At 57.9% G+C, this 22,016-nt stretch carries 26 protein-coding genes and 1 pseudogene; 9 read left to right on the top strand and 18 right to left on the bottom strand.

Annotation, left to right across the window (positions count from 1 at the left end):
• Positions 1-13: 13 nt before the first annotated feature.
• The 4 genes from HMPREF9465_RS11190 to traA form a co-directional block, all read right to left on the bottom strand.
• Positions 14-799, bottom strand: a complete 786-nt coding sequence (locus HMPREF9465_RS11190) for a TraK domain-containing protein (RefSeq protein ID WP_005437062.1) — start codon at positions 797-799, stop codon at positions 14-16.
• A gap of 25 nt (positions 800-824) precedes the next feature.
• Positions 825-1,391: a type IV conjugative transfer system protein TraE gene (traE, locus tag HMPREF9465_RS11185; protein WP_005437060.1), complete on the bottom strand. Its 567-nt coding sequence runs from the start codon at positions 1,389-1,391 to the stop codon at positions 825-827.
• Between the two features lie 105 nt (positions 1,392-1,496).
• The gene (gene traL / locus HMPREF9465_RS12580; RefSeq protein WP_005437059.1) at positions 1,497-1,784 is read right to left on the bottom strand and encodes a type IV conjugative transfer system protein TraL; all 288 of its coding nucleotides are present in this window, start codon (positions 1,782-1,784) and stop codon (positions 1,497-1,499) included.
• Positions 1,784-2,197: a TraA family conjugative transfer protein gene (gene traA / locus HMPREF9465_RS11175; RefSeq protein ID WP_147645375.1), complete on the bottom strand. Its 414-nt coding sequence runs from the start codon at positions 2,195-2,197 to the stop codon at positions 1,784-1,786. Before traA ends, traL begins: the two co-directional genes overlap by 1 nt.
• Positions 2,198-2,588: 391 nt before the next feature.
• Here traA and HMPREF9465_RS11170 point away from each other — a divergent pair, with 391 nt between their 5' ends.
• Together HMPREF9465_RS11170 and HMPREF9465_RS11165 are read left to right on the top strand one after the other, a co-directional pair.
• Positions 2,589-3,485: an ADP-ribosylglycohydrolase family protein gene (locus tag HMPREF9465_RS11170; protein ID WP_005437055.1), complete on the top strand. Its 897-nt coding sequence runs from the start codon at positions 2,589-2,591 to the stop codon at positions 3,483-3,485.
• 418 nt (positions 3,486-3,903) lie between these two features.
• Positions 3,904-4,362 carry a hypothetical protein gene (locus HMPREF9465_RS11165; protein WP_038007852.1) on the top strand — a complete coding sequence of 153 codons (459 nt, stop codon included), beginning with the start codon at positions 3,904-3,906 and terminating at the stop codon, positions 4,360-4,362.
• A gap of 62 nt (positions 4,363-4,424) precedes the next feature.
• Here the strand turns inward: HMPREF9465_RS11165 and HMPREF9465_RS11160 are convergent, their stop codons facing one another.
• From HMPREF9465_RS11160 to HMPREF9465_RS13515, 7 genes are all read right to left on the bottom strand, one after another.
• Entirely contained in the window at positions 4,425-5,276 is an 852-nt protein-coding gene (locus tag HMPREF9465_RS11160; RefSeq protein WP_005437053.1) for a helix-turn-helix domain-containing protein, read from the bottom strand.
• A gap of 3 nt (positions 5,277-5,279) precedes the next feature.
• Positions 5,280-6,995 carry a transposase gene (locus HMPREF9465_RS11155; RefSeq protein ID WP_005437052.1) on the bottom strand — a complete coding sequence of 572 codons (1,716 nt, stop codon included), beginning with the start codon at positions 6,993-6,995 and terminating at the stop codon, positions 5,280-5,282.
• 86 nt (positions 6,996-7,081) lie between these two features.
• Positions 7,082-7,276 (bottom strand): hypothetical protein, encoded by a 195-nt coding sequence (locus tag HMPREF9465_RS11150; RefSeq protein ID WP_231289393.1) that lies wholly within the window; start codon positions 7,274-7,276, stop codon positions 7,082-7,084.
• A gap of 137 nt (positions 7,277-7,413) precedes the next feature.
• On the bottom strand, positions 7,414-8,220 hold the full coding sequence (locus HMPREF9465_RS11145) for an SDR family oxidoreductase (RefSeq protein ID WP_005437044.1): 807 nt from the start codon (positions 8,218-8,220) through the stop codon (positions 7,414-7,416).
• A gap of 14 nt (positions 8,221-8,234) precedes the next feature.
• Positions 8,235-8,945, bottom strand: coding sequence for an adenine deaminase C-terminal domain-containing protein (locus HMPREF9465_RS13525; RefSeq protein WP_005437043.1), 711 nt, complete (start codon positions 8,943-8,945; stop codon positions 8,235-8,237).
• A complete protein-coding gene (locus HMPREF9465_RS13520; protein WP_051009085.1) occupies positions 8,942-9,667 on the bottom strand; it encodes an amidohydrolase family protein in 726 nt (241 codons plus the stop codon). The genes HMPREF9465_RS13525 and HMPREF9465_RS13520 overlap by 4 nt, the downstream gene beginning before the upstream one ends.
• A gap of 14 nt (positions 9,668-9,681) precedes the next feature.
• Entirely contained in the window at positions 9,682-10,077 is a 396-nt protein-coding gene (locus tag HMPREF9465_RS13515) for a hypothetical protein (RefSeq protein ID WP_005437041.1), read from the bottom strand.
• A 208-nt stretch (positions 10,078-10,285) separates the two neighbouring features.
• Here HMPREF9465_RS13515 and HMPREF9465_RS11135 point away from each other — a divergent pair, with 208 nt between their 5' ends.
• From HMPREF9465_RS11135 to HMPREF9465_RS11125, 3 genes are all read left to right on the top strand, one after another.
• Positions 10,286-10,594 (top strand): hypothetical protein, encoded by a 309-nt coding sequence (locus HMPREF9465_RS11135; protein ID WP_005437040.1) that lies wholly within the window; start codon positions 10,286-10,288, stop codon positions 10,592-10,594.
• 595 nt (positions 10,595-11,189) lie between these two features.
• Positions 11,190-11,489, top strand: coding sequence for a DNA-binding protein (locus HMPREF9465_RS11130; RefSeq protein WP_005437038.1), 300 nt, complete (start codon positions 11,190-11,192; stop codon positions 11,487-11,489).
• Between the two features lie 321 nt (positions 11,490-11,810).
• Positions 11,811-12,650 (top strand): universal stress protein, encoded by an 840-nt coding sequence (locus tag HMPREF9465_RS11125; protein ID WP_005437036.1) that lies wholly within the window; start codon positions 11,811-11,813, stop codon positions 12,648-12,650.
• 257 nt (positions 12,651-12,907) lie between these two features.
• Here HMPREF9465_RS11125 and HMPREF9465_RS11120 read toward each other — a convergent pair whose 3' ends face one another.
• The 3 genes and pseudogenes from HMPREF9465_RS11120 to HMPREF9465_RS11110 all read right to left on the bottom strand — a co-directional run.
• Complete coding sequence (locus HMPREF9465_RS11120) at positions 12,908-14,035, bottom strand: porin (protein ID WP_005437034.1); 1,128 nt, start codon at positions 14,033-14,035, stop codon at positions 12,908-12,910.
• Positions 14,036-14,625: 590 nt separating this feature from the next.
• Positions 14,626-14,817, bottom strand: coding sequence for a hypothetical protein (locus HMPREF9465_RS11115; protein WP_038007848.1), 192 nt, complete (start codon positions 14,815-14,817; stop codon positions 14,626-14,628).
• Positions 14,814-15,344: pseudogene (locus HMPREF9465_RS11110) on the bottom strand (transposase); the annotation flags it as partial. The gene HMPREF9465_RS11115 and the pseudogene HMPREF9465_RS11110, both read right to left, overlap by 4 nt.
• Before the next feature lie 43 nt (positions 15,345-15,387).
• On the opposite strand from HMPREF9465_RS11110, the gene HMPREF9465_RS11105 reads away from it, so the two are divergent.
• Together HMPREF9465_RS11105 and HMPREF9465_RS11100 are read left to right on the top strand one after the other, a co-directional pair.
• Complete coding sequence (locus HMPREF9465_RS11105; protein ID WP_038007218.1) at positions 15,388-15,879, top strand: helix-turn-helix domain-containing protein; 492 nt, start codon at positions 15,388-15,390, stop codon at positions 15,877-15,879.
• Positions 15,867-16,748, top strand: a complete 882-nt coding sequence (locus HMPREF9465_RS11100; protein ID WP_147645179.1) for an IS3 family transposase — start codon at positions 15,867-15,869, stop codon at positions 16,746-16,748. Before HMPREF9465_RS11105 ends, HMPREF9465_RS11100 begins: the two co-directional genes overlap by 13 nt.
• A gap of 258 nt (positions 16,749-17,006) precedes the next feature.
• Here HMPREF9465_RS11100 and HMPREF9465_RS11095 read toward each other — a convergent pair whose 3' ends face one another.
• Entirely contained in the window at positions 17,007-17,270 is a 264-nt protein-coding gene (locus HMPREF9465_RS11095) for a Txe/YoeB family addiction module toxin (protein WP_005437029.1), read from the bottom strand.
• Between the two features lie 2 nt (positions 17,271-17,272).
• Entirely contained in the window at positions 17,273-17,527 is a 255-nt protein-coding gene (locus tag HMPREF9465_RS11090; RefSeq protein ID WP_005437028.1) for a type II toxin-antitoxin system RelB/DinJ family antitoxin, read from the bottom strand.
• A gap of 35 nt (positions 17,528-17,562) precedes the next feature.
• Here HMPREF9465_RS11090 and HMPREF9465_RS11085 point away from each other — a divergent pair, with 35 nt between their 5' ends.
• Positions 17,563-19,239: a C69 family dipeptidase gene (locus HMPREF9465_RS11085; RefSeq protein WP_269208177.1), complete on the top strand. Its 1,677-nt coding sequence runs from the start codon at positions 17,563-17,565 to the stop codon at positions 19,237-19,239.
• Between the two features lie 67 nt (positions 19,240-19,306).
• Here HMPREF9465_RS11085 and HMPREF9465_RS13340 read toward each other — a convergent pair whose 3' ends face one another.
• Both HMPREF9465_RS13340 and gltS read right to left on the bottom strand, forming a co-directional pair.
• Positions 19,307-19,492, bottom strand: a complete 186-nt coding sequence (locus HMPREF9465_RS13340) for a hypothetical protein (protein WP_147645373.1) — start codon at positions 19,490-19,492, stop codon at positions 19,307-19,309.
• A 25-nt stretch (positions 19,493-19,517) separates the two neighbouring features.
• Positions 19,518-20,762, bottom strand: a complete 1,245-nt coding sequence (gene gltS, locus HMPREF9465_RS11080; protein ID WP_005437025.1) for a sodium/glutamate symporter — start codon at positions 20,760-20,762, stop codon at positions 19,518-19,520.
• 266 nt (positions 20,763-21,028) lie between these two features.
• Between gltS and HMPREF9465_RS11075 the strand changes: the two genes are divergently transcribed.
• The gene (locus tag HMPREF9465_RS11075; RefSeq protein WP_005437023.1) at positions 21,029-21,673 is read left to right on the top strand and encodes a nicotinamidase; all 645 of its coding nucleotides are present in this window, start codon (positions 21,029-21,031) and stop codon (positions 21,671-21,673) included.
• Positions 21,674-22,016: the final 343 nt, after the last annotated feature.

Here is a 22,016-nt window from a genome sequence, read left to right as displayed (position 1 = left end):
GTTCGTTCTGATCTCATTCACGGGCGTTCTCCACGAGGACGAGCCTGCAGCTGTCGCCCGGCTCAAGAGAGGTTTCGGTTGCGGCAGCAGCCCAGACCGAGCCTGAGAGAAGCTCGGGATTGATCTCAACGGGAAAGACCGTTCCGTTTTTGACGGTGAGTTCAACCGCCTCGGCATGGCGGGAGCGCCAGATGCCTTCGATGCGCACGCGAAGCGGTGCGAGCCTCTTCATGGCGGCGGCCGCACCCTGAGCGGGCTCGGTCATGGCGGTGCGGGAGACTTCATCGGTCTCTTCGCCCCTGAGGACGAGCGTCACGAGGCGTTTCATCTCGGCGGGGAAGCCTTCGGCGCGAAGGGGCGCAGCGGGCACGCGAACGGGCGCATTCGCCTGTTCGGCCCTGCGCACGCTCTTTTCGAGGATGATGGTGCGGGGCTCCGCATCCGCGGTGAAGGTGAGATGCAGGGGCGCAGTCTCGCCCGACCTGCAGGTGACGTAGACCATGGCCGAGCCCTCCATCTTCGGGAGGACGTAGAGCATGCCGCTCGCGGCATCCGTCTGAACGTCGATCAGGTGACGGTCGTAGACGGCCGAGGCAATGGGGTCGGCCGGAATGGCGACCATGGTGGTCTCGTGCGCGGGCAGCGTGAATTCAAGGGGTGCGTCGCCTTCACGGGCCGTGAAGACGGCGGCGTCGGACGACGGGGCGAAGGCCGAGAGGATCAGGATGGCTGCGCCTGCGAGCGCGAGCTTCGGGACGAATCGCTTGAAGGACTCAATGTCAGAGCGAGTGACGATCATGAGGGCTCCGTGAGGGAAGGTTTTGTCAGGACCCAGACGACGGCTGGTCGGTGAGGGACGTGAGGAAGAGGCGTCCTGCGTCGTAGCGGAACGTCAGTCGCCAGGTCTTCTTTCTCGAGCTCGTGACGGTGCTGCCGACGAGCGTCTTCTGGACGCCTTCGACCTCGACGGAGAGGTCGGACGTGTTCACGCGGGCGCGGTCGGGATAGAAGATCGTGGAGGAGTGGTCCTTCTTGATGCGGTCGGCCTCAACGATGAGGGCCTCCTCGAGCTTTCCGTAGAAGCCCGGGTCAACGTGCTGAAGGACGACGCGGCGGGAGGAGTCGACGGTTTCGGGCGTGACGCTTGCCGCATGGGAGAGGACGGAGAGGGCCCAACGCTCGAGGTACGGCGCTCCGGGACCCGCCTCGTCGAAGGTCCAGACCTCGCGCTCGGCGGCGAGCGTGGGCGGAACGACGATGGTGCGCGTCTCGGGCTGCTGCAGGAGAAGCGCGAGGGCGAGGATGAAGTTGAGCGCAAAGCTCATCGCCATGATGACGGCAAAGCTTCGTCTCAAGCCGATGCGTTCGGCGACGATGGATGTGTAGAGCATGAGAAGGATCCCCGAGGCGGCTGCGCATGCGCGGACGTACGGCTGCGGCCCTGGGGAATGGGGGGAAGTGATTGACGTTCGGGCCTGACCGTCGGCGGACGGGCTTCAGCGCACGAAGTGTCTGGCCGAGCTCGGGGGCGTCCGCCCGAAGGAAGACGCGCCGAGGTGCCAGTAGGCGAGCGCTGCGCCGTAGCCGCGGCCGTGAAGGCCCGAGACCTTGTGCCAGCCGTAGGCCGACAGCGCGCCCAGAAAGACGCCGGCCCCAATGTGGTCCAGCACCGCACCGAGATAGGTCACGGTGAGGACCACGGCGACGAGGTCCGCATCGAAAAAGAGAAATCGAGGAGGATCGTCAAGGCCGGTCGGGACGCGAACGCCCTCGGGTGCCGCCATCAGACAGTAAAGATGCTGTCAATGACGGAGGGTGCGATCATCAAGGTCAAGCCGCAGGCGATGGATACAACTGCAGCATAGAGACTCCCCTTGGCGAGCCCGACAGCGAGGCCGACAAGCAGGAAGATGATGGCGATGGACTTCCCCAGGGAGCCCTGGGCCCAGCCCGTGAGCTGGGTGTACAGTTTGTCGAAGGCCTGCACGTCCCCCGCGGAAGCTGCTTGGGCGTACAGAACAAGAAGGCCTGCGGCGATCTTGTCTTTCTTTGATCCCACGGCGGATACTAGTTGATGGAAATTGATTTTCATATGATTTTCATCTGATTTTTTGAGAAAACCGCCGACGTTCGGTTGATTCGAGACGGTTGGCGGGGTTTTTCGTTTGCCGGCGAGAGCAAATGTACGCTTCGGCAAAAACCTTTCGCCATACGGGACATTCATTAAGCTTCAGCCCCGTTGGGGAAAACCCTCGAATTTGGGTTTTCAGAGGAAGCGGTTTTTACTCCTGCAGTCGTTTCGAGCCGATCGACTGCCGTGCAAAGGTGTCAAAACAGAGCGGGTGAGCCGCTCGGGCCCCTTCGGTGAGGGGGAGCGGAGCGGCTGAGCCGTAACCCATTCATGGGATGGCGATCGGTAGAAAAACGTAAAATTTCGGAAGAGGGCGGGTCAGGGCAGCCGCTTTGCAGGGAAAAGGTCAGGGGAATTGAGAACCGGTCCCCTTCAGGGTTAACGCGAATGGGCTACAATCGTGAAGCAAATGAAAACCCTAGGACGATGGTCGTTCCGGGATTGGAGGAAATTCTCGATGTCGCATCTTTTGCAGGCCGTTGTCGGCGCAGCAGTCGGCGACGCTCTTGGCGTGCCCTATGAAGGGCAGGAAAGGGACACCTACGTCTGCGAGAACATGCACCCCCTTGGCTGGCATGAAAAGCCCGTCGGTTTCTGGTCGGACGATACGGCCATGATTCTGGCCGAGCTCGACAGCCTTCGTGAAAGGCAGGGCTACGATGCCGAGGACGTGATGATGAAGTTCGACCGCTGGCTGCACGAGGGGGCCTACACCCCCGACGGCAAGGCCTACGGCTGGGGCCGCACGACGGCCAGGGCCGTCTCGCGCCATCGGAGCGGCACGCCCGCCGACATCTGCGGCGGTGGCGACATTCTCGACAACGGCGCAGGCGCACTCATGCGCATGCTTCCCTATGCGCTTCTCAACAGCCCCGACCGCCTCGAGATCGTCGATGCGGCTGGTTCGCTCACGCACAGCCACCAGATCAGCATCGTCATCTGCCGTCTCTACTCGTGCTACGTCGACGAGCTCCTTCAGGGGCACAAGCCCGCCGAGGCGCTTGAAGCGCTCATTGAGAACCACTTCGTCGAGATTCCGGACTACTACCTCCCGAAGCTGCAGCTCATGCCGCACCTCTCGCGCGTCTCCGTGCCGAACTCCGGCTTCGTCTCCGACGTCTTCATGGCGTCCCTCTGGTGCCTCATCAACTCCGACAACTACGTCGATGCCGTCCTCAAGGCCGTCAATCTGGGCGGTGACGCCGACACGATCGGTGCGGTTACCGGCGGCCTTGCCGGCATCATCTACGGCCAAGACGGCGACAACGGCATTCCCGTCTGCTGGTCTCATGCGCTTTCCCGCATCGACTACATTGAAGAACTCTGCACGGCCTGCGATGGCATGATGCGCTGACGACCGTGCATTTTGCGCTCCATTCGACACTCAAGAGGGCTGCCTGCAGGCGGTCCATTTTTTTTAGCTTGATCCTTGATCTCGAGGGTGATTTCAGAAAGGCTTGATTTGAATCAAGAAATCGAAGTCTCGTCGATGCTCCTGATGAAATCCGGAAGTGAACATCGCCTTAAGGCCTCTGTCTTTCAGGCGTTGACGGCGATCACGTTCTATTGAAGCGGCAGAGATCTTCACCCTGAAAATTGATTTCAAAAGGCGAAAACCGCCTTGGATGCGTCTTGAGACGACATTTCCGTCATTTGCTCGGGTTGAAAACTTTTGATCTGCATGGCACGATGTTCGCGTCGCAACCGCTCAGGCGTTTCGACATTTCTTCGCAATAACACAAGCTACAGAAATGACACCATACATAAAAAACATGACCCTCAGGAAACCTGTCGTCGACGAGCAATGGCTTTCACTCAACCGAACCATCCATCAGGTTGCGCCACTCTGCAGGAATCCCGAACACCTTGAAAACGCCGCCCGCGTCCTTCAGGCCGAGGGTGGCCTCGAGGCGCTGGCGCGCCTGATCACCACCGAACAGACGGCGTTCCTCGTTCTGGCCATGCTGGAGAAGTGCGGAGCCTTTCAGCGTACGGCCGTCATTAACGGCGGTCCGTGCGTCAGGATCTCGGCCGGGGTGTCGGCCGACGCACCCAGGAAGGCGGGTGTCAAACTCACGCGTCAACAGATGATGAAAATTCGCTTCTCGATTTCGATTTCACCTGAAATGCGCAGCATGTGCTATGACGGCAAAATACCGTATCCGGACGGTACGATCTTTGAAAAGGATTCCACCGGATATTTCCACACCAAGGGCTGCCGCCGGACCTAGTCCTGAGGGATTCGTCTTCCGCGACCCGGTCGTCACCGCTGAAGGATGACGTCGAGGAGACGTCAAATGGCGGGCTTGAGTCCCGAAATATGATCGATGATCGTTTCGATGGGGATCTCCAGGGCCGCCGAGGTCTTTTCCAGCGTTCTGTAGAGGAGCGAGGTCGTCTCGCCGGCCAGCATGGTGTCGGCCGTGAAGGAGTGCACGCCGCTCTTGTGAATGAACTCGGACTTCGTGAGCTTCTTGTGCTCCATCATGGCAATGACAAGCTCGCAGAAGCGCTTCGCACGCTTGGCTTCGGAGGCAGTGGTGCTCTTCGAGGTGTCGTATCTGAAGATGAATTCTTCGGGATCGATGCGCAGGGCCAGAGCAGCCGTGATCTTGAGGTCGGGATCGAGCGGAAATCTGCCGACAAGGAGCCTGTAGGCGTTCTCGACGGAGCAGTTGATCATGGCGATCCAGTCTCTGAAGCAAAGTCCCCGCTTCTGGAGCTCGGAGAGCACGATGGGCGTCCTGTCCTTCGTGCCCACGAGACTGGTGGTATGTTCACGGATGGCGTCTTCGCCGACGTCAAAACCCTGTGCAAGGGCTGCGACAAAGGCGTCGGAGGGCTTTCTCGGGGGATACATGAGCTGATCAAGAGGAATGCCCGTCATCTCCGAGAAATCGGTCATCGGAATGGACCTGTAGGTCAGGGTGTTTTTGATCATCATGGCGAGCAGGGCGGTCTCGCCCTTGGGCATCATGCCGATGACGTACTTCGTGCGAACCTTGCCCTGGCAGCGCACGCGCGTGTAGAGGTCGCGAAGCACCGCATAAGGAACGTTGAGCTCGGCTGCGAACTTCTGGATGCTCTGGGGCTTGATGGGCTTGCCGGGGAGGTTCAGATCCTTAAAGTCGTCTAAAGCCCCCACGAATTACTTCACGCCCAACATCTTGAGAAAGAGCTGGTCGCGTCTCGTCGTTTCCGTTGTCCATTTGGATGCACTGGCATTCCCCGTTGCGGCGATGTAGTCGACACAACGGAACCAGTCCAAAATTTGAATGAGCGAGTGCTGATTGAGCCAAGCGAGCAGCTTTGCTTCGAGACTCAACTCCTCCTTCGTCTTTCCCTCGGTTTCTTTTTCGGAGAGCGCCTTCTTCACATCAAGGATTCTCTTCGCAAGGAAGCAGTGGTAGCCCAGACCAACGAATTGGGCAAATTGCCTGCCGTACAGATTCTCGGGATACCACGTCCTCGGCTTTCGCCCATCAAAACTGTCCTTGTACGTAGCGAAAAGCTCTTCGATCTTTTCACGGGAACGGTATGCCTTCAGCGCGTCGAAGGGATCCTTGATTTCATTGCTCACAAGGACGAAATACCCCCAATAGCGCTTTGCTTCCTCGATCCCGTCCATTTTGAAGTCGACCTTGACGCCTTTGGCCGTACGTTTCACCGTGAGGTAGCTGTCGATTTGTTTCTGGGCAGCCGGCCGAAATTCCTCGACGCCGTCCTCTAGATCCTTCTTGAGTGAGAAAAGGCTCTCGCGAAGCCTGCGCTCCTGAATCGGAGCAGCCTCCGGTTTGTGAAATACATGGACGTACAGGCGTCGCGTAAACGATTCCGTCTCCCCGGCTTCGAAATTCCCGCGCGTGCGTTTTCGCACGATGCTGAACCCGTGCTGCCTGCGGCGCATGACGCCGCTGACATCGACGTCAAACGGGCAGACGTTCCTGAAGTGCCCGAGCTCTTCGCGTGCGGCGTCGATTTCCGAGCGAACCCACTTGTCGGTACTGTTGGCGAGCATCAAGAACTTCGTGTGCTCGCGGGCAAAATGCGTCATGTTGTCCTGACTGTAGAACCCGTTGTCGGCCACGATGACCGGCGACGCCAGATCGAGCATGTCAAGCTGTCGAAGCGCATTGGCGAGCGAGATCTTGTCAGGGATGTTCCCGGGCTGCTTGCTGAAAGCGACGGGCTGACGATTTTCCACAGAGTACAGCACGAGAAGCTTGATCGTATCAAGCCCGTCCCCATCCTTGTTGAATCCCTGACGCGCTTCAATTTGATTCTTCGAATACGTCGAGAAAGTCGTGGTGTCCAACGCCAGATTCAAACCCGTCGACGAGACTCTTTGTCCACGGCACTGAAAATACGACTGCACTCCAGATTCATTTCGACCAACCGAGGCGAACAGCTTGCCGTAAACATCCTGAGTGATGGGGTGTCCGTACGGTAGCGGATTCATTACTTGCCATGATTCCATGCGCGGCAACGTGTCACCGTCAGTCGCGACCCAGTACCGAGCGATCGAACTCAACTTGAGGGCGTCGCCGATCTCGAAGCTCCTCTGGAGATCCGCATCAATACCGGATTCATGACCTGCCCACTCGAGGATTTTTTGAAGTCCGACATGGGTGCGGACGGCCTGGACGGGTGCCTCGATAACTTCGGAACGCTTCTTTTTGGGGCGGGTCGGGATCATTTCGGTCGACCTAGCCAGGATTTTGCCTAAAAGTCGGGTAGAGAGCGTCTTTGTTTTCTGAGTTTTCGGATCATATCCAGTCACACGTTCGTATACGTAGACGTCGCCATTCGAGCGGGTTTCGCGGCGAATGCCGACATGCGTTTTTCCAGTGAGAGGGCGTCCCATGAGTATCTCCAATAATGCCCTTATATTCTATCATACGTACACTATTGAAAGCAAGAAAAAGTCCGTGTATTTCACGGATTTTTCTATCAAAACGTCATTTTCACTTGAGTATCGTGACCGTTTTGAACGACTTTTAGGTTCAGATGGGTGAGAACCGTGGGGAGCGCAATGCCCGTGTTTGCCGCGATGGTCTTCGGATCGAGACCGAGCGCGGACATGCGTCCCTGAAGATAAAGGTTGAATTCGTCGGGCTTCTCACCGGTGGGCTTGTAGGTGGTCATGTGAATCTCCATGAGGGTCGGCGTGCTGCGCGGATTCATGTCGCGCATGAACCTGCTCACAACGTCGAGCAGCCGGAAGGTCGCTGGTCATTTTCTTTGTAATGGACCGGTTCAATCAGCATAGTGTTCAGGCGCGCTCATTTCCTCTGCGCGGCCTCGGCTTCGGCCTTCTGCTTGTCGGCGAGGCGGGGCTTCTGCTTGCGGTTGGCGACGATCTTGTCCCAGAGACAGTTGGGCGCAATGCGCATGGCCTTCGCGAGAAGGCCCATCTGCCAGGGAATCGTGCGGTAGGAGGCGTCGCTGTCGATGGCCTTGACGGCGCGCTCGGCGAATTCGTCGGGCGTGAGTACGAAGGGCATCTTGTAGGGATTGGCGCTCGTGAGAGGCGTCCTCACAAAGCCCGGACTGATCGTCTGGACCTTGATGCCCGTCTTCCTGAGGCCGACGCGAAGGCTTTCGTTGTAGGTGATGACGGCGGACTTGGATGCGCCGTAGGCTTCGCTGCCGGGAAGGCCTCGAATGCCGGAGACCGAGGCGATGCCCACGAGCTTGCCGCGGCCGCGCTTCGTCATCGGCTCGATGAAGCCGTGGAAGGTGTAGGCCATCGCGAAGACGTTCGTCCTGTAGATGGCTTCCATCACCTCAAGGTCCTCGTAGAACTCGGTCTTGCAGCCGATGGAAATGCCCGCGTTGGCGATCACGATGTCAGCGCCCCCGGAAAGGGCCTCGAACTTCTGTGCGGCCGCAATGATCTCATCCTTTTTCGTCACGTCGGCGGGAATCGCGTGGTAGCGAGACTTGTCGCCGGGAAGCGTGTCGATGAGGGCCTGCAGCTTTTCGGGATTGCGGGCGACGAGCCCGAGGACGTCGCCTCGCTGCGCATACTGGCGGGCAAGTGCCGCACCGATGCCGCTTGAAGCGCCGGTGATGAAGACGTTGGACATGTTCCTGATCTTGCTTAAATAACGAATGAGCTCAAGTGTACACGAGGGAAAGCCAAAAAATACGAAGAAAACGCTCGAATCGCCGGAAATGCATGACGGCAGGCAAAAAATGCGGCGGGTCGGGATGAAATCCGGTCTCCCACTCGTCCGCGATTGTCTTCAAGCGCCGCGTCGTTTGGCACGAAATCAAATCGGGTGACGTCGAAAAGTCCCTTCGTCGTGAGCTTGAGGTACGGAATAACGGGGAGCGCAAGGAACCAGAGGGTCATGAAGGCGTCGCTGTCCTGCGAAATGCCGTAGTGCCCGTGGGCGAGCTTCGTGAGCCGCCTGATGGCCGCCGCCGTCTCTTCGGGTGTCCCATCGCTTATGAGGCCCGCGACGGGAAGCGGCAGCGCGTCGAGTACTTCTCCCCTCGCAACCATGACAATCCCGCCCTGCATTTCCTCAATCTTTTGAACGGCGAGCGCCATGTCCTCTTCGTCGTCACCAGCTACAACGATGTTGTGCGAGTCGTGGGAAACCGACGTGGCGATCGCGCCACCTCTGAGCCTATAGGCGGGATCAAGAAGACACGTGCCGATGCGGCCCGTGCGCCTGCGCCGTTCGACGACCGCAAGCTTCACGAGTCCCGGATTGTCGGAGAGCCTTACCGTACCGTCGCGAAGCGTCTTCACCGAGGCAATCTCCTCCTCCGTGATGAGGCTGTGAGGCAGAAGGCCGATCATCCTGGCATTCCCTGACGAGCTTGGAAGTCGAAGGATTCGGCCGTGACGGGCGCAATCCTCACCGTGTCCGCAAGAAATCCGGGCTTCTGCTTCGGAGCGTCGATGACAAGGCTCCCGTTGCGCGCGACGAGCCTGCCCTTCGTCCAGACGGCGAGCGGACTGAAGTCATCAAGGTTGTCGAGAAGCAGCAGGTCGGCTCTGCGTCCGGGCGCACTCACGCCGCGGTCCTGAAGGCCATTACATTCGGCGGTATTGAGAGTCGCCATCCTCACGGCGTCAACGGGATGGATGCCCGCCTCAACGGCCATCGCCAGCATGCCGTTGATGTTCCCGCGCTCAAGCGTGTCGGCGAGGTGCCTGTCGTCGGTGCAGAAGCTGCAGCGCCGCGAAAGGTCGGCAATGAGGTTCTCGATCAAGGGAAGACGGTTTCTCGCGAGCGAGCCTTCACTGATCGAGACGTACATGCCAAGTGAAATGCGTTCCCTAAGCTTTGAGCTCGTCGTGCATTCATGGTCCGTGCGGATGCCGGCACGGGCATAGGCTTCGAGATCCGCGCCCGAGCAAAGCGGCGCGTGGCCGTCGACGGGCTTGTCGAGATTTAGGGCAGCCGCGACCTTGCTGCAGGCCTCGGGGTTGCCATTGAGGATGCCGGGCACGTTCATCATTTCGCCAAGACCGAAAAAACTCGGGGTGTTCGAGCAGCGCCTGTGTCTGCCCGGCATCAATGAAAGCGCCTTCATCCTCGAAGGGCAGGGCCGGAACACAGGACGGCACCATGAGCTTCACGACAAGCGGGAGGTCCCGGCAGGCCTCGACGAGCCCGTGCATGGCGTAGGTTGGTCATTTCATGAGGGTCGGCGGTGACAGTCGTCGTACCGAACGGAAGAACCAGTGAGGCGAAGCTGGCGGGGGAGAGCATCGGGCTCTCGATGTGCACGTTCGAGTCGATGAGGCTCGGCAGAAGCACAGCGCCCTTTGCTTCGAAAGTTTCTTTTGCGGGTTCCGAACCGAACCCGTGGATGAGGACGTCTTCAACAAGTACTGTCTTCGTATCGAGCGCTCCCGTGAAGACGTCGAGCACGCGGGCGTTGAGAATGGCAAGGTCGTGGATCTTCGGCTTCGGGCTCTGCATGGCGTCCTCTTCGTGAATTGCTTGATGACGTCATTCTAAGGCGAATGTCCTCTGCAAAAGGAGAAAACGTGCATCGGCAAGCCTTCGTCATGGGCAAGGCGGCGGGCGAGGGCGGCGCGGCAATCGGATCGGCTTCAACGGCGCTCGTTCCGTAGGACTACAATACTGAATCCTTTTCCAACCACAAGAACCCGACTGAAATCCAATTATGAAAGACAGAATCGGCACTGCTCTCTGGGTGGCCGGCGCGATCATCTGCGCCTGGGCCCTCTCGGTCTCCCTCTCGATGATGTTCGACTTCACGATCGAGGAGGCCCGCCAGAACTTCCGCCAGGGCTCCTTCATCTTCGGCGCAGCCGTGGTCTTTGCCTTCGTCTTCCGCTCGAAGGTCCAGACCTGGGGCGCGTTCGAGAAGTTCCTCATCTACGCGCTCGTGCCCGTCGCGGGCATCCTGCTCACTGCCTACGGCTGGTGCCAACAGTTCGCGCCCGAACTCGTCGCGAGCCTCGGAGCCTGATCCCGAGTTCCGCCCGTTCACGACTCCCCAAAAGGCCGTTTCGCCGTCATCGCGAAGCGGCCTTTTTGCCGGCCGAAAAGCCGTGTTTTGATATAGAAATTTTTATCCTTATAGGACTGTTTAGTCTGGTAAGAACCCACAAGTCCTCCGGAGAACTGGAGAGGGCGGGCAAATGCAACCAAATCCTTCAGATTGTTCGCCTTTTCACGACAATCGGGTCGAAACACCGCTCCTGCAGAAGTCTTCAGGACTCGAGAATCAGTCTCATGACGCTTGGGAGAAACCTAAAGACGACAACCAAACGCCGTGCTCAATCATCGGCGAAAAGGTTAATTTTGGGAAAAACCCTTGATCAGGCGCAAGAAATTTTTTCTTTATGGGCCCGACTCAGGTGTTTGTCGTAGACAGCAGGGGGCGGCGCGACTGTATCATATACGCGAATTTAAACACGGCCTGACGGTCCCTCGGATTCGAGACTGTCGCGCCTGTCGGGGATACGCACAATACCCCTCAAAGGCAGGAACGACAGGGCCTTGCGTCAAGGAGCCGCCGCTGAAGGCCGAATCTCAACTCGAAAATATACAGAGAGAAACTGATGATCAGAATGAATTCGCACAAGACGGTCCTCATGCCCAAGTCCCTCGAGGATAACCAGGTTCAGATGGACAACATCTGCAAGGCCTTCAACAATGGATCCGCCTCCGATGCCGCTGCGAGCATCGGCCAGCTCTTTCGCTGCCGCGGCATGAGCCAGGTTTCCATGGCGAGCGGCATCGGCCGCGCGGTCCTCTACAGGTCCTTCGGCAAGTCCGGCAATCCGACGCTTCAGGTGCTGCTCGACTCGTTGCGTGCAGTCGGTCTCACGCTCGTTGTGGCGGAAGCCAAAGACAGGTAAAAAAGACCCGGTCCAAACAATCAGGAGCCGTCGGAACGGAAGCTTCCGGCGGCTCTTTTCCTATGCGTGTCTCGTTTCCTGCATGACCTTTGGAGGGATTTTCCCGTGTAAAGACGGCCCGTGAAGGAGGGCGGGGTCAAGGGGCGCTCACTCGTGACGCAAAAGTGCTATCAAATAGGGGGTATATGTCGATTTTTCCTCCCGAAGGTCCGATTCTTTCTATAAGATAAGGGGCACAAGGGTGTTATTCGACGCCTCCCTTTCGTTCCGACCGTTCCGACGGACCCTGCGTCGAGGAGCACCTCTGAGGAGGACCAAAAAATGAAGATTCTTATTCCCATCGACGCGTCCGAATGCAGCAAGAACGCCGCCTTCTGGGCGACGGGCAAGCCCGCTCTCTTCGGCAAGGATCCCGAGATCCACATTTTCTACGCGCAGGAGCCCGCTTCGGACCGCATCCGCTTTGCGACGGACCCTGACACCCTTGACGAGTTCTACCGCGAGGAGGCGAAGACCGTCTTCGACTCCATCATTGACCGCTGCGGCACGCTTCCCGCCAGCGTGACGCTCGACTACGGCGTCGGCTCTCCCGTCCAGACCATTGTTTCCGCCGGCGACAAGCTTTCGGCCGACATGGTCGTGATGGGCACGCACGGCAAGGGCCCGCTTGACAGCCTGCTCTTCGGCTCCGTCTCGAACGACGTCGTGGCGCACTCTCATCGTCCCATTCTGCTCATCCGCGAACGCATGCCGACTTCCGAGTCCCTGAAGCGCATCGCGATCTGCCTTGATGAGTCCGACCAGTCGCTTCGCGTCCAGGGCTTCTTCACGGAGCATGTCGACCTCTTCGAACAGGGCACGTCCTTCACGCTGATCCACGTTCAGAAGAGCGCTGAGGACGAACAGGCCAACGGCTTTGCCGAAACGGGCACGATCGCCAACGAGGTCGAGGCCATTCTCACACGCGCCGGCATGAATGTCTCGACCAAGACGCTCTACGGTGACGTGGGCGACGTCATCGCCGAACACGCCGAGGAAGAGAACTACGACATGATCGTCATGGGCTCCCACGGCTACAGTTCCGTCTCCGCCACGCTGCTCGGCTCCGTCACGATGACGGTTGCGAGCGAGTGTGACGTACCGCTTCTGATCGTCCGCTGACACGATCATCCCTTCTCTTGAGGGTACAGATGACAAGACCGTCCTGCATCACGCAGGGCGGTCTTTCTTTTGGTCGGGTGCTTTGTCGGAGGGCGGCGCGGTCCGGAATCGCGAAGGCCGTCGATGATGAGAGGGAAGGGTAAGGCGAACGAAAACGGCGGGCATGAAAAAGGCCGGCGGCTCCTTTCGGAGCCCGCCGGCCCTTGCTTCAGGATGACTCAGTGCTGAGGATCAGGTCCGAGCACTGAAGGATCCGGTTAGAAGCGGTGCGTCAGACCGAGGTAAGCCTGGGTCGTCTTGTCGGAGCCGTCATCGTCATACTTGACCTGAGCGAAGCCGGCACCCGTGTAGACGGACGTGCGCTTGGAGAGGTAGTACTCGTACTTAGCACCGAAGGCGTAGCTCTTGGCATCACCGTCAACACCATCATCGAATTCGACGGTGAAGTCCGTGAAGTAGGCCGCAACCGTCAGGTCGCCGCCGGCAACCGGGACGATCGTGCCGAGGTGAACGCCGTAGCCCTTGACGCCGGCGGCAGCGGATTCTTCCGGATCAACAGCGGTGTCGATGCGATCGGCATCGGCTTCAGTAATGGCGGTGAGCTGAGCGGCCTTGATGCCCTTGAAGTACTGGCCCATGACGAAGGTCTTGGCGAAGCCGCAGTCGTAGTTGCCGCCGAGGTAGACGATCTGGCCGTCGTCATGTTCAGCAGCACCGAAGGACTTGTAGTTCTGGAATTCGTAGGCGAGGACCGTCTGGAGAGCGCCGAAGTCGCCGGTAAGAGCGGCGGAGCTGTAGCGGTTCACGGCGGAGGAGCCTTCACGAGCCGTTTCCTCGACGGAGTCTTCGTTGAAGGAGTACTGGACCGTAGCCTGGAGACCGGCGAACTTCGGGGTCTGGTACGTGACCATGTTGTCGTAGCGGTCGGACGTGGCGAAGCCGAAGACGTTGTTGTCGCCGCCGTCGAAGGCATCAGCCGTGGCGAGGACGAGGTCATACGTGCCGGCACCGGAGCCAACGCCGCCCATGCGGCCCATGGAGAGCGTACCAAAGTCGGAGTAGACGGAGACGGAAGCTTCGCGGTCGAAGATGCGCTTTTCGGACTTGAGTGCGCCGGAATCGGACTGGAAGCCGTTTTCGAGCTTGAAGCCGACCTTGAGGCCGTTGCCGAGTTCTTCCGTGCCCTTCAGGCCGAAGCGGGAGGCGGAGGAGACGCCGGAGTCCATGGAGAACTTGTTGACGTCAGCCTTGGAGTCGTCAGCAAAGGTCTGGTGCGTGTAGATGAGGCCCGTGTCGACGACGCCGAAGAGGGTCACATCAGCAGCGGAGGCATAGCCGGCGGCAGCGCCGAGAACGGCGAGCGCGGCAAGAGACTTCTTGAACATTTGTGTATTTCTCCAATTTCCTCCGTTTCCGGAGGATCGAGGGGTTTGAATTGATCGCAACGCAAATCTAGTGCCGATGCGGGCGGTACGCAAACCCATCTCAACGACGTCCGGGCAAATGAAGGCGAAGTCCACGAGCGACGCAGGGCATTTCGGAAATACCTCGACGGATCCGGACGAAATGAGCGCTCCCCTTGATGCGCAAGGGTTTGCCGCCTTCTTTTTGCGAAGAAAGGGTATTCCCGAAGGGCGGTAAGAGTGGCCTTCAGAAAGGGGCGATCGTGACGTCAGCCTCGGTTGTAAAAATATGTGTTTTGCGTGCGGAGTGTTGCTAATTTGCAACAACCGGCCCAGGAGACTGACGTTCAAGGGCGGGGGAAGGTGTCTTGTAAAGCGCTCTACTGCAGTTGTTTGTAAATGACACCCTTCCGTACATCCGCATAGGGGACGAGACTCGATGGGTGTCGATCGGCGCAAAGGAAACGGGCGACTCCTCACCGGGAGCCGCCCGTCCTGTATTTCAAACCTGAATCCCGGTCCGCGGAACCGATCTTTCCCATGCGGACCGAAGGATCAATGCGTGAGCCTCATCAGAAGCAGTGCGTGAGGCCGAGGTAGGCCTGGTAGCCCTCTTCCTTGTAGACGTCGTCGGCGGAGTAGTCGACCTTGGCCTTGTACCAGCCCGTGCCGCCATAGACGGAGGTGCGCTTGGAAAGCGGGTATTCGTACTTGAGGGCGACGCCGTAGTACCCTAAAAGTCGTCTAATGCGGCCACGATTCAACTGACACCAAGCAGCTTGAGGAATAGCTGATCGCGTTTGGTTGTTTCCGTGGCCCATTTGGAAGCACTGTCGTTACCTGTCGTAGCAACGTAGTCGACGCAACGGAACCAATCAAGAATTTGAATCAGTGAGTGCTGATCGAGCCAAGCAAGCAGCTTTTCTTCGAGATTCAACTCTTCCTTCGTTTTCTTTTCAGTGCTCTTTTGGGCAAGCCCCTTTTTCACATCCTGAATTCTCTTCGTCAGGAAGCAGTGATAGCCCAGCCCGACGAATTGTGCGAATTGTCTGCCGTAAAGGTTTTCCGGATACCACGTTCTGGGCTTGCGTCCGTCGAAGCTGTCCTTGTAGGTCGCGAACAACTCTTCAATCTTTTCGCGGGAGCGGTATGCTTTCAGAGCTTCAAAGGGATCGCAAATTTCGTTGCTCACGAGGACAAAGTACCCCCAGTATCGCTTGGCTTCTTCGATCTTTTCATTCTTGAAGGAAACCTTGACGCCTTTGCTTGTGCGCTTCACGATGAGGAAGTGATGTGGTCCCCGATTCTTGGACAAAGAATTGGGGACCATCTGTATGGGACATAAATGGAAGGGAACAGTTGAAGCTAGAAAGCTGAGGTTTCTCGAGCTCTATGAGGATGGCGCAAGCTATCAAGAGATAATGACCCAGCTTGGGCTGGATGAGCATGATCTTAGGGATTGGCGCGCTACAATTCGTATTTTGGGCGTTTCTCGATTTCTAATGTCACATACCGTCAAAACGACACATTCCTACGAAACCAAGCTGGCAGCAGTCAAAGCTCGCATTGAAGATCAGGTCTCGTACCAAGACATCTTGGCTGCATATGGCGTTGCTCCCAAGCTTCTTCGACGTTGGTGCAAGATTTATAGTGAACATGGCGAAGCAGGTCTGCAACCGAAGAAAAGGGGACGTCAGTTAGGGGCCAAGCAGAAGCCCGTGCAAGAGTTGACCCCCATGGAGAAGCTGGAACTTCGTATCAAGCAACTTGAAGCGGAGAATGCCATCTTAAAAAAAGTCGCGGCCCTGAAAGATTGGCGAAACTGAGCAATCGAGAGAAAGCAGAGATCGTTTATTCTCTTTCAGGGCAACATGATCTTGATCTTCTGTTGAAGATCATTGGGTTGCCCCGGTCGAGCTACTACTATGCCCGTAAACATCCGAAGGCAGCTACACGCCCGGACGTTCATGAGAAGGTCAAGGAAATCTTCAACCGCACGTCAAATGGTTGCGGCCATCGCCAGATCTTCATGCGTTTACGTCGTGAGTTCAACATCGTCATCGCGAAAAAGACGGTATTGAAGGTAATGCGAGAATTGGGGTTGATCTGTAAGATTAGGCGACAGGGGTTTGGAAAGTACAGCTCTTATAAAGGCGACAATCGTACCGTTCCCAATCTCTTGGCACGCGATTTCAAAACAGCCTGCCCCTTCACGAAGATCGGTACCGATGTGACAGAGTTCGCTTTGTCCTTCGGTAAGGTATACCTCGCTCAGGTCGTTGACTTTTACTCCAATGAGATTCTGGCTTTCTCCATCAGTCGATCGCCCAACATGGATCAGCAAGAAGAGATGTTCGACGCGTTGGTGAAGGCGTTACCCCTTGGGGCTAGTCCCATCCTTCACAGCGATATGGGATGGCAATATCAGAATCCTGATTGGATTAAATGGACCAAGGAGCACAACGTCACGCGAAGCATGTCTCGCAAGGGTAACTGTTTGGACAATGCGGCAACAGAGCAGGCATTTGGCCATATGAAGGACGAGTTCTTCAGGGGGCAGTGCTGGGATAGCTTTGACGCCTTCAAGAGCGATCTGACGGCTTATATCGCCCATTGGAACACGAAGAGACCTCAGGAGCGTTTGGATGGATACGCACCATCCGAGTACCGTCAGCGTTATGTTAAAGCGGAATAAGAGCGTTCTCAGCGGTCTGAGAGCGATGAGTCGGGTCAAGGGTTGACCGAAGAAGTTGGAGGGGCCCTTTGGGAGGATCTAAGTTGTTCGGTCGTCCCTTGACGCGCCCCAGATAAAATACGCTATCGGCGTAGCCGGGACTTGCTTGTCCCGGCTATGCCAAGCGGCGAGCGTTAAAATCGGCCGCACTCAACTTGGAGTTTATTTTGTAGTCCAAGTTTCGGGGTCCAGATCAGTGTCTTGCGGCGGGGCTTTCTCTCAATCGTCGTAGTGCGACTTGCAGGAGGCAATGTCGATGAAACCATTGTCCAAAACCCTGTAAACCAGACGGTTTTTTTGATCGATTCGTCGCGACCACCATCCGGATCTTTCAAACTCCAACGGCTCAGGCTTTCCCAACCCTTCGTATCGGTTCCGTTGAATATCTTTGAGCAAAAGATTAATTCGCTTCAGCGTTTTGCGATCTTGAGACTGCCACCAAACATAGTCGTTCCACGCATCGTCGGACCAAGTAAAAGGCATGATCAATCCTCGGGTTTGATGAGTTCATGAACCTTTCCTTGACCAGCCTCCAACTGAGCAATTGACCGCTTCAAGTGAGCCATATTTGCTTCGGAATAAAACGGATCCGAACAGACCTCAAAAGGAATGCGGCGTTCGCGAATCATTTTGGTCCCTAGCATCGTCACGACAGTCGAAATGTTGCATCCCAATTCCTTGCAGGCCTCGCTGAATTCCTTTTTGAATTCATCGTCCATACGCATCGTGAAAGTTCCCATATTACCTCCTAAAGAATAATGCACTTACAATGTAGTTGTATTGTACTTCCGACAGGACCCCGTGTCCACTCGTTGTCATCAAAAAAAGTCCCCCCGATAATCTGTTCGGCGGGGCTTTCTTCGTCCCATGTCGAAGTTGCGTTCTCAGAAGCTTTCGAAGGCTTCCTCAAACTCAACTTCGACGGTGGAGCATCATCGTCGCCCACTACGAAGACAACGGCGGGCGTCTCTTCAACATGCAGCACTACGTCCCGCCCGCCAAGCACAAGAAGGGCGAGACCGTGAAGTTCGAAAAGTTCGCGGCCGAGATCCCGCAGGTTGAGGAAACGCTGGGCTTCTACTGGACGCAGACCTTCGTGCCCAACGGCGCGAGCTTTGCTGACGGCTTCTTCAACGATGCGGGCGTCGTGGTCGCCACCAACTGGTGCGGTGAAATCTTCGACGCTGACCGCATGGAGGTGAAGGACGGCGGCATCGGCTACGGCATTCGCCGTCTGGTGGCCGAGCGCGCTCACTCCGCCCGCGAGGCAGTGGACATCGCGACGAAGCTGCTCGCCGAATTCGGCTACTTCCACGACGGGCGCACGTATACGTTCGCCGACGCCAACGAAGCCTGGCAGCTCGCCATCCATCAGGGCAATAGCTGGGCCGTCCGCAAGATCCATGACAACGAAGTCGTCTACATCCCGAACAACTTCATGATGGACAAGGTGGACCTCAACGACAAGGAAACCTGGCGGATCGAGCCCAAGCAGGTCGAGCGTGCCGTCAAAGACGGCCGCCACGACGCCAAGAACCCGATCTTCAACTGGCGCATGGTCGTGGCTCAGGAATCCGTTCGGCACGAACGCTGGAACGCCAACCGCAACGTGCTCGCCTGGAAGTTCCTTACGGGCGTCGAATACAACGATCCTGAAAAGTTCCCGTACAGCGCCGTCATCGACCGCAAGCTCGGTGTCAAGGACGCCATGGCCCTCCTGCGCCTTCACGAGGACTACATCGGTCAGGACCAGGAGCTCTATCACTCCAAGTCCGAAGGCATCTGCCGCACGACGTCCCATGACTCGATCGTCTACAACCTGACGGCCGATCCGACGCTCACCGAAGCCTGGAAGACGCTCGGCCGTCCGTGCCAGTCCGTCTTCGTGCCGCTCTATCCGCTCGCGGGCCCCGCCAAGGGCACCGCCTTCACGGATCCGGCCACGGCGACGAAGGAACACTTCGCAGGCACTCCCGCCATGTTCGACTTCCGTGCCGACTTCACGCCGCACAGCGTCTTCAGCGCCTCCAACAACGCCATCGACTACCTGCGCGGCGACGAACTCGCCAAACGCACGCAGCTCATCCAGGCTGAGGAAGCCAAGTTCATGAAGGACCGAGCCGCCGTGACGAAGAAGGCCGCCTGCCTCAAGGGTGAGGAACGCACGAAGTTCCTGCACGACTACAACAAGAAGTCCTGTGACCATGTCCTCAAGATCGTGCAGGCCGAAAACGCCCGCCTGATGCCCAACAAGGTCAAGATCCTCGCCGATGTCGTCAAGGTCGACGGCAGGCGGTATGCCTATGACGTGTTCCTTGCCTGGGATCTCCCCGCAGTGCTCGAGGCTGCGCGGGAATTTGCAGAAGGTCGCGATGACGTGCTCGAGCTCGGGTTCCACTCCCTTTGGCGCGAAGCGGGCGGTCTTTCAATCAGGAAGCCCGAAAAAGCCTGATCGGCTACGGAAGCCGTGCACGAGGTTGACACGATTTTCGAAATGCCTTGGCCGCGGCTTCCTGAAGTCAGATGTCTCCTTGCGGCGTTTCTATGAAGCCCGAGGTGAAGGGCGAGAGCCCGGCATGTGTCCCCGTAGAGCCGAGAATGAGGCCGACCGGAACGAAGCCCGTCATGACGGGCACGGCGGCACGAAGGCCCCTGAGGACCTCCTGCGCCGTGTCGGGTTGTGAAACGAGAGCTTGGTCTGACATCTTCAGATCAGAAGAGAGCCTGTCGTTACAACGTGCCGAACCACGTGATGACGACGGCGTTGATCAGGTCGATGAGGAATGCGCCCACGACCGAGACGATGAGCCAGGCGCGCGGGGACGAGCCGTACTTTTCGCTGATGGCCTGCATGTTGGCAAGACCGTTGGCCGTAGCACCCATGGAGAAGCCGATGCCGCCCACGGAGAGCATGACGGCGTCGTAGGAGCGGCCGAAGGCCGTGAAGAGCACTGTCCAGGCGTAGATGAGCATCAGGATCGTCTGGCAGGCGAGGATCACTACGAGCGGGAGCGCGAGGTGCACGAGCTCGTGGAGCTTCAGGTTGTTGATGGCCATCGTGACGAAGAGGACGAGCGTGATGTCGGCCACTGCGTTGAGGCCCTTGCCTTCGACCTTGTACATCCCCGAGAAGTCGCCGACGTTGCGGATGACGGTGGCGACGATCATGGCACCGATGTAGGCGGGCAGCGTGATGTAGTGGCCGAGGAAGTTCGAGACGATCGTGCCGAGGCCCATGGCGAGCGCCGTGACGGAGACCGCCCGCATGATCTCATTCGTGAAGTTTGGCTTCGCGGATGCGTGCTGTTCCGTAATGTCGGTGTCCATGTCGTCGGGGAGGTGCAACTCGGGTTCAGGCTGCTGGACTTCGTCGGGAGTCTTCACCTTGTAGCGGCGAATGCACCATTCGCCGAACGGGCCGCCGATGAGAAGGGCGGCGACCATGCCGAAGGTGGCGGCGGTGACGGCAACGGCGGTGCCGCCCGTGATGCCGTAGGTTTCCTCAAAATAGGGACCGAAGGCAGCGGCGGTGCCGAGGCCGCCCATCATGGAGACGGAGCCCGCGAGAATGCCGTAGTGCTTGTCAAAGCCCATGGCTTCCGCTATGGCCATGCCCATGCCGTTCTGGAGAAACACAAGTACCGTGACCGCGAGGAGGAAGCCGAGAAGGAGCCTGCCGCCGTCCTTGACGACGCGAAGGCTGGCCATCAGGCCGATGGTCGTGAAGAAGCCGAGCATGAGCACGGTCTGCAGCGTCGAGTCGATCTGAACCTTGACAATGTTGAAGTACTCGAGGAAGGAGACGACGATGGCAAAGGACATGCCGCCCACCACGGGACTCGGGATGGAATAGCGTGAAAGCACGCCGACCTTCCCCTTGAGCCAGACGCCAAAATAATAGGTGCATACTGCGAGCGCGACGGCCTGCACCTTGTCCACTGCGATGACCGGCACCGTTCCTGCCATATCTGTCATGATTCTATCTCTTATTGTTGGTTGTTGCGAACGCCTGATTTTCAGGCAAACTGATGAAAAGTCTAGCAGTGCGGGAAAGGGGCTCAAGGTGCCTTCCCTAAGGCATTCGCCCAAGGGGAGTCGACATTTCTCAATCAAAGGCCAAACCCTGCAGGGTTTATCCTGACTCGGGCTCAAGGTCCGCACCAGGTCCCTTAAAATCGAACAACTGCCGTGGAAGTCGTCCGCGGAATCACAAACGTTCAACCGCTGCCGGAGTCTAAGAAATGGCACAAACCTCACGAAAGCACGCCCTGATCATCGTCGACCTGCAGAAGGATTTTCTGCCCGGGGGCGCGCTGGCGGTACCCGGCGGCGACAAGATCGTGCCCGTCATCCGTGAAGTGCTCGAAAAGAATTCCTGGGACTGCATCGTCATGACCCAGGACTGGCATCCTGCGGGTCACGTCTCCTTTGCCCGGAACCATGAAGGCAGGCACGTGCTCGACGTCATTGAACTTCCATACGGCATGCAGATGCTCTGGCCCGTTCACTGCGTTGAAGGCACCGACGGTGCTGCCATCGAGGGCGTCGACACGATGAAGGCCGACCTCGTCCTTAGAAAGGGCAGGGAACTCAACATCGACAGCTACTCCGCCTTCTGTGCGGCCGACAACGAGACGAAGACGGGGCTGGCGGGGTGTCTGCGCGAGCGCGGCATCACTGACGTCTGGGTGTGCGGCCTTGCACTTGACTACTGCGTCTCGTTCACCGCAATCGATGCAGCTCGCGAAGGGTTCGACACCCATGTCATCACCGACGCCTCCGCCGCGATCGACGCCAACGGCAGCCTTGAGAAGGCCGAAGCCGCCTGGCGACTTGCCTGCATCGACGTGTGCAGGGCCGAGGATGTGCTCGAGCCCGAGTACTGACGCAAATACAACCCATCAATCTTTAAAGGCCGCCCCTGTCTCACGACTCGGACGGCCTTTTTCTTGGTTCATCTCGGAAGTCCGTGGAACGCGGCCTTGACTTTTAAGAAAAAGTCTGGTCGGCTCCCTCCAAGAAAAAAAAGTAGCGCTCACTCCCAATTTCAGGCAGATTCAAGTTACTAGAGAAGAACCGCGAAAAAAGGATGAGCGCTATGACCAATATTGTAGGGCAACTTTTCAAATCTCTCGATCCATGGCCCGGCTTCCAGATCACTTCTTTCAAGATTCAAGTCTCGCCCGTAGATGGCAGGAAGACTCTAATTCTTGATTTGCGACCTGTCGA

It is taken from the genome of Sutterella wadsworthensis 2_1_59BFAA (genome assembly GCF_000297775.1).
GTDB classification, from domain to species: Bacteria; Pseudomonadota; Gammaproteobacteria; order Burkholderiales; family Burkholderiaceae_F; genus Sutterella; species Sutterella wadsworthensis_A.
This window is presented reverse-complemented; position numbering and strand designations above follow the sequence as displayed.

Excerpts from the sequence above, each read along its gene's own strand:
- HMPREF9465_RS11190 (WP_005437062.1), bottom strand. The coding sequence starts at position 799 with ATGATCGTCACTCGCTCTGACATTGAGTCCTTCAAGCGATTCGTCCCG.
- traE (WP_005437060.1), bottom strand. The coding sequence starts at position 1,391 with ATGCTCTACACATCCATCGTCGCCGAACGCATCGGCTTGAGACGAAGC.
- traL (WP_005437059.1), bottom strand. The coding sequence starts at position 1,784 with ATGGCGGCACCCGAGGGCGTTCGCGTCCCGACCGGCCTTGACGATCCT.
- HMPREF9465_RS11170 (WP_005437055.1), top strand. The coding sequence starts at position 2,589 with ATGTCGCATCTTTTGCAGGCCGTTGTCGGCGCAGCAGTCGGCGACGCT.
- HMPREF9465_RS11165 (WP_038007852.1), top strand. The coding sequence starts at position 3,904 with ATGACCCTCAGGAAACCTGTCGTCGACGAGCAATGGCTTTCACTCAAC.
- HMPREF9465_RS11155 (WP_005437052.1), bottom strand. The coding sequence starts at position 6,995 with ATGGGACGCCCTCTCACTGGAAAAACGCATGTCGGCATTCGCCGCGAA.
- HMPREF9465_RS11150 (WP_231289393.1), bottom strand. The coding sequence starts at position 7,276 with ATGACCACCTACAAGCCCACCGGTGAGAAGCCCGACGAATTCAACCTT.
- HMPREF9465_RS11145 (WP_005437044.1), bottom strand. The coding sequence starts at position 8,220 with ATGTCCAACGTCTTCATCACCGGCGCTTCAAGCGGCATCGGTGCGGCA.
- HMPREF9465_RS13525 (WP_005437043.1), bottom strand. The coding sequence starts at position 8,945 with ATGATCGGCCTTCTGCCTCACAGCCTCATCACGGAGGAGGAGATTGCC.
- HMPREF9465_RS13520 (WP_051009085.1), bottom strand. The coding sequence starts at position 9,667 with ATGCCGGGCAGACACAGGCGCTGCTCGAACACCCCGAGTTTTTTCGGT.
- HMPREF9465_RS13515 (WP_005437041.1), bottom strand. The coding sequence starts at position 10,077 with ATGCAGAGCCCGAAGCCGAAGATCCACGACCTTGCCATTCTCAACGCC.
- HMPREF9465_RS11135 (WP_005437040.1), top strand. The coding sequence starts at position 10,286 with ATGAAAGACAGAATCGGCACTGCTCTCTGGGTGGCCGGCGCGATCATC.
- HMPREF9465_RS11130 (WP_005437038.1), top strand. The coding sequence starts at position 11,190 with ATGATCAGAATGAATTCGCACAAGACGGTCCTCATGCCCAAGTCCCTC.
- HMPREF9465_RS11125 (WP_005437036.1), top strand. The coding sequence starts at position 11,811 with ATGAAGATTCTTATTCCCATCGACGCGTCCGAATGCAGCAAGAACGCC.
- HMPREF9465_RS11120 (WP_005437034.1), bottom strand. The coding sequence starts at position 14,035 with ATGTTCAAGAAGTCTCTTGCCGCGCTCGCCGTTCTCGGCGCTGCCGCC.
- HMPREF9465_RS11105 (WP_038007218.1), top strand. The coding sequence starts at position 15,388 with ATGGGACATAAATGGAAGGGAACAGTTGAAGCTAGAAAGCTGAGGTTT.
- HMPREF9465_RS11095 (WP_005437029.1), bottom strand. The coding sequence starts at position 17,270 with ATGCCTTTTACTTGGTCCGACGATGCGTGGAACGACTATGTTTGGTGG.
- HMPREF9465_RS11090 (WP_005437028.1), bottom strand. The coding sequence starts at position 17,527 with ATGGGAACTTTCACGATGCGTATGGACGATGAATTCAAAAAGGAATTC.
- HMPREF9465_RS13340 (WP_147645373.1), bottom strand. The coding sequence starts at position 19,492 with ATGTCAGACCAAGCTCTCGTTTCACAACCCGACACGGCGCAGGAGGTC.
- gltS (WP_005437025.1), bottom strand. The coding sequence starts at position 20,762 with ATGACAGATATGGCAGGAACGGTGCCGGTCATCGCAGTGGACAAGGTG.
- HMPREF9465_RS11075 (WP_005437023.1), top strand. The coding sequence starts at position 21,029 with ATGGCACAAACCTCACGAAAGCACGCCCTGATCATCGTCGACCTGCAG.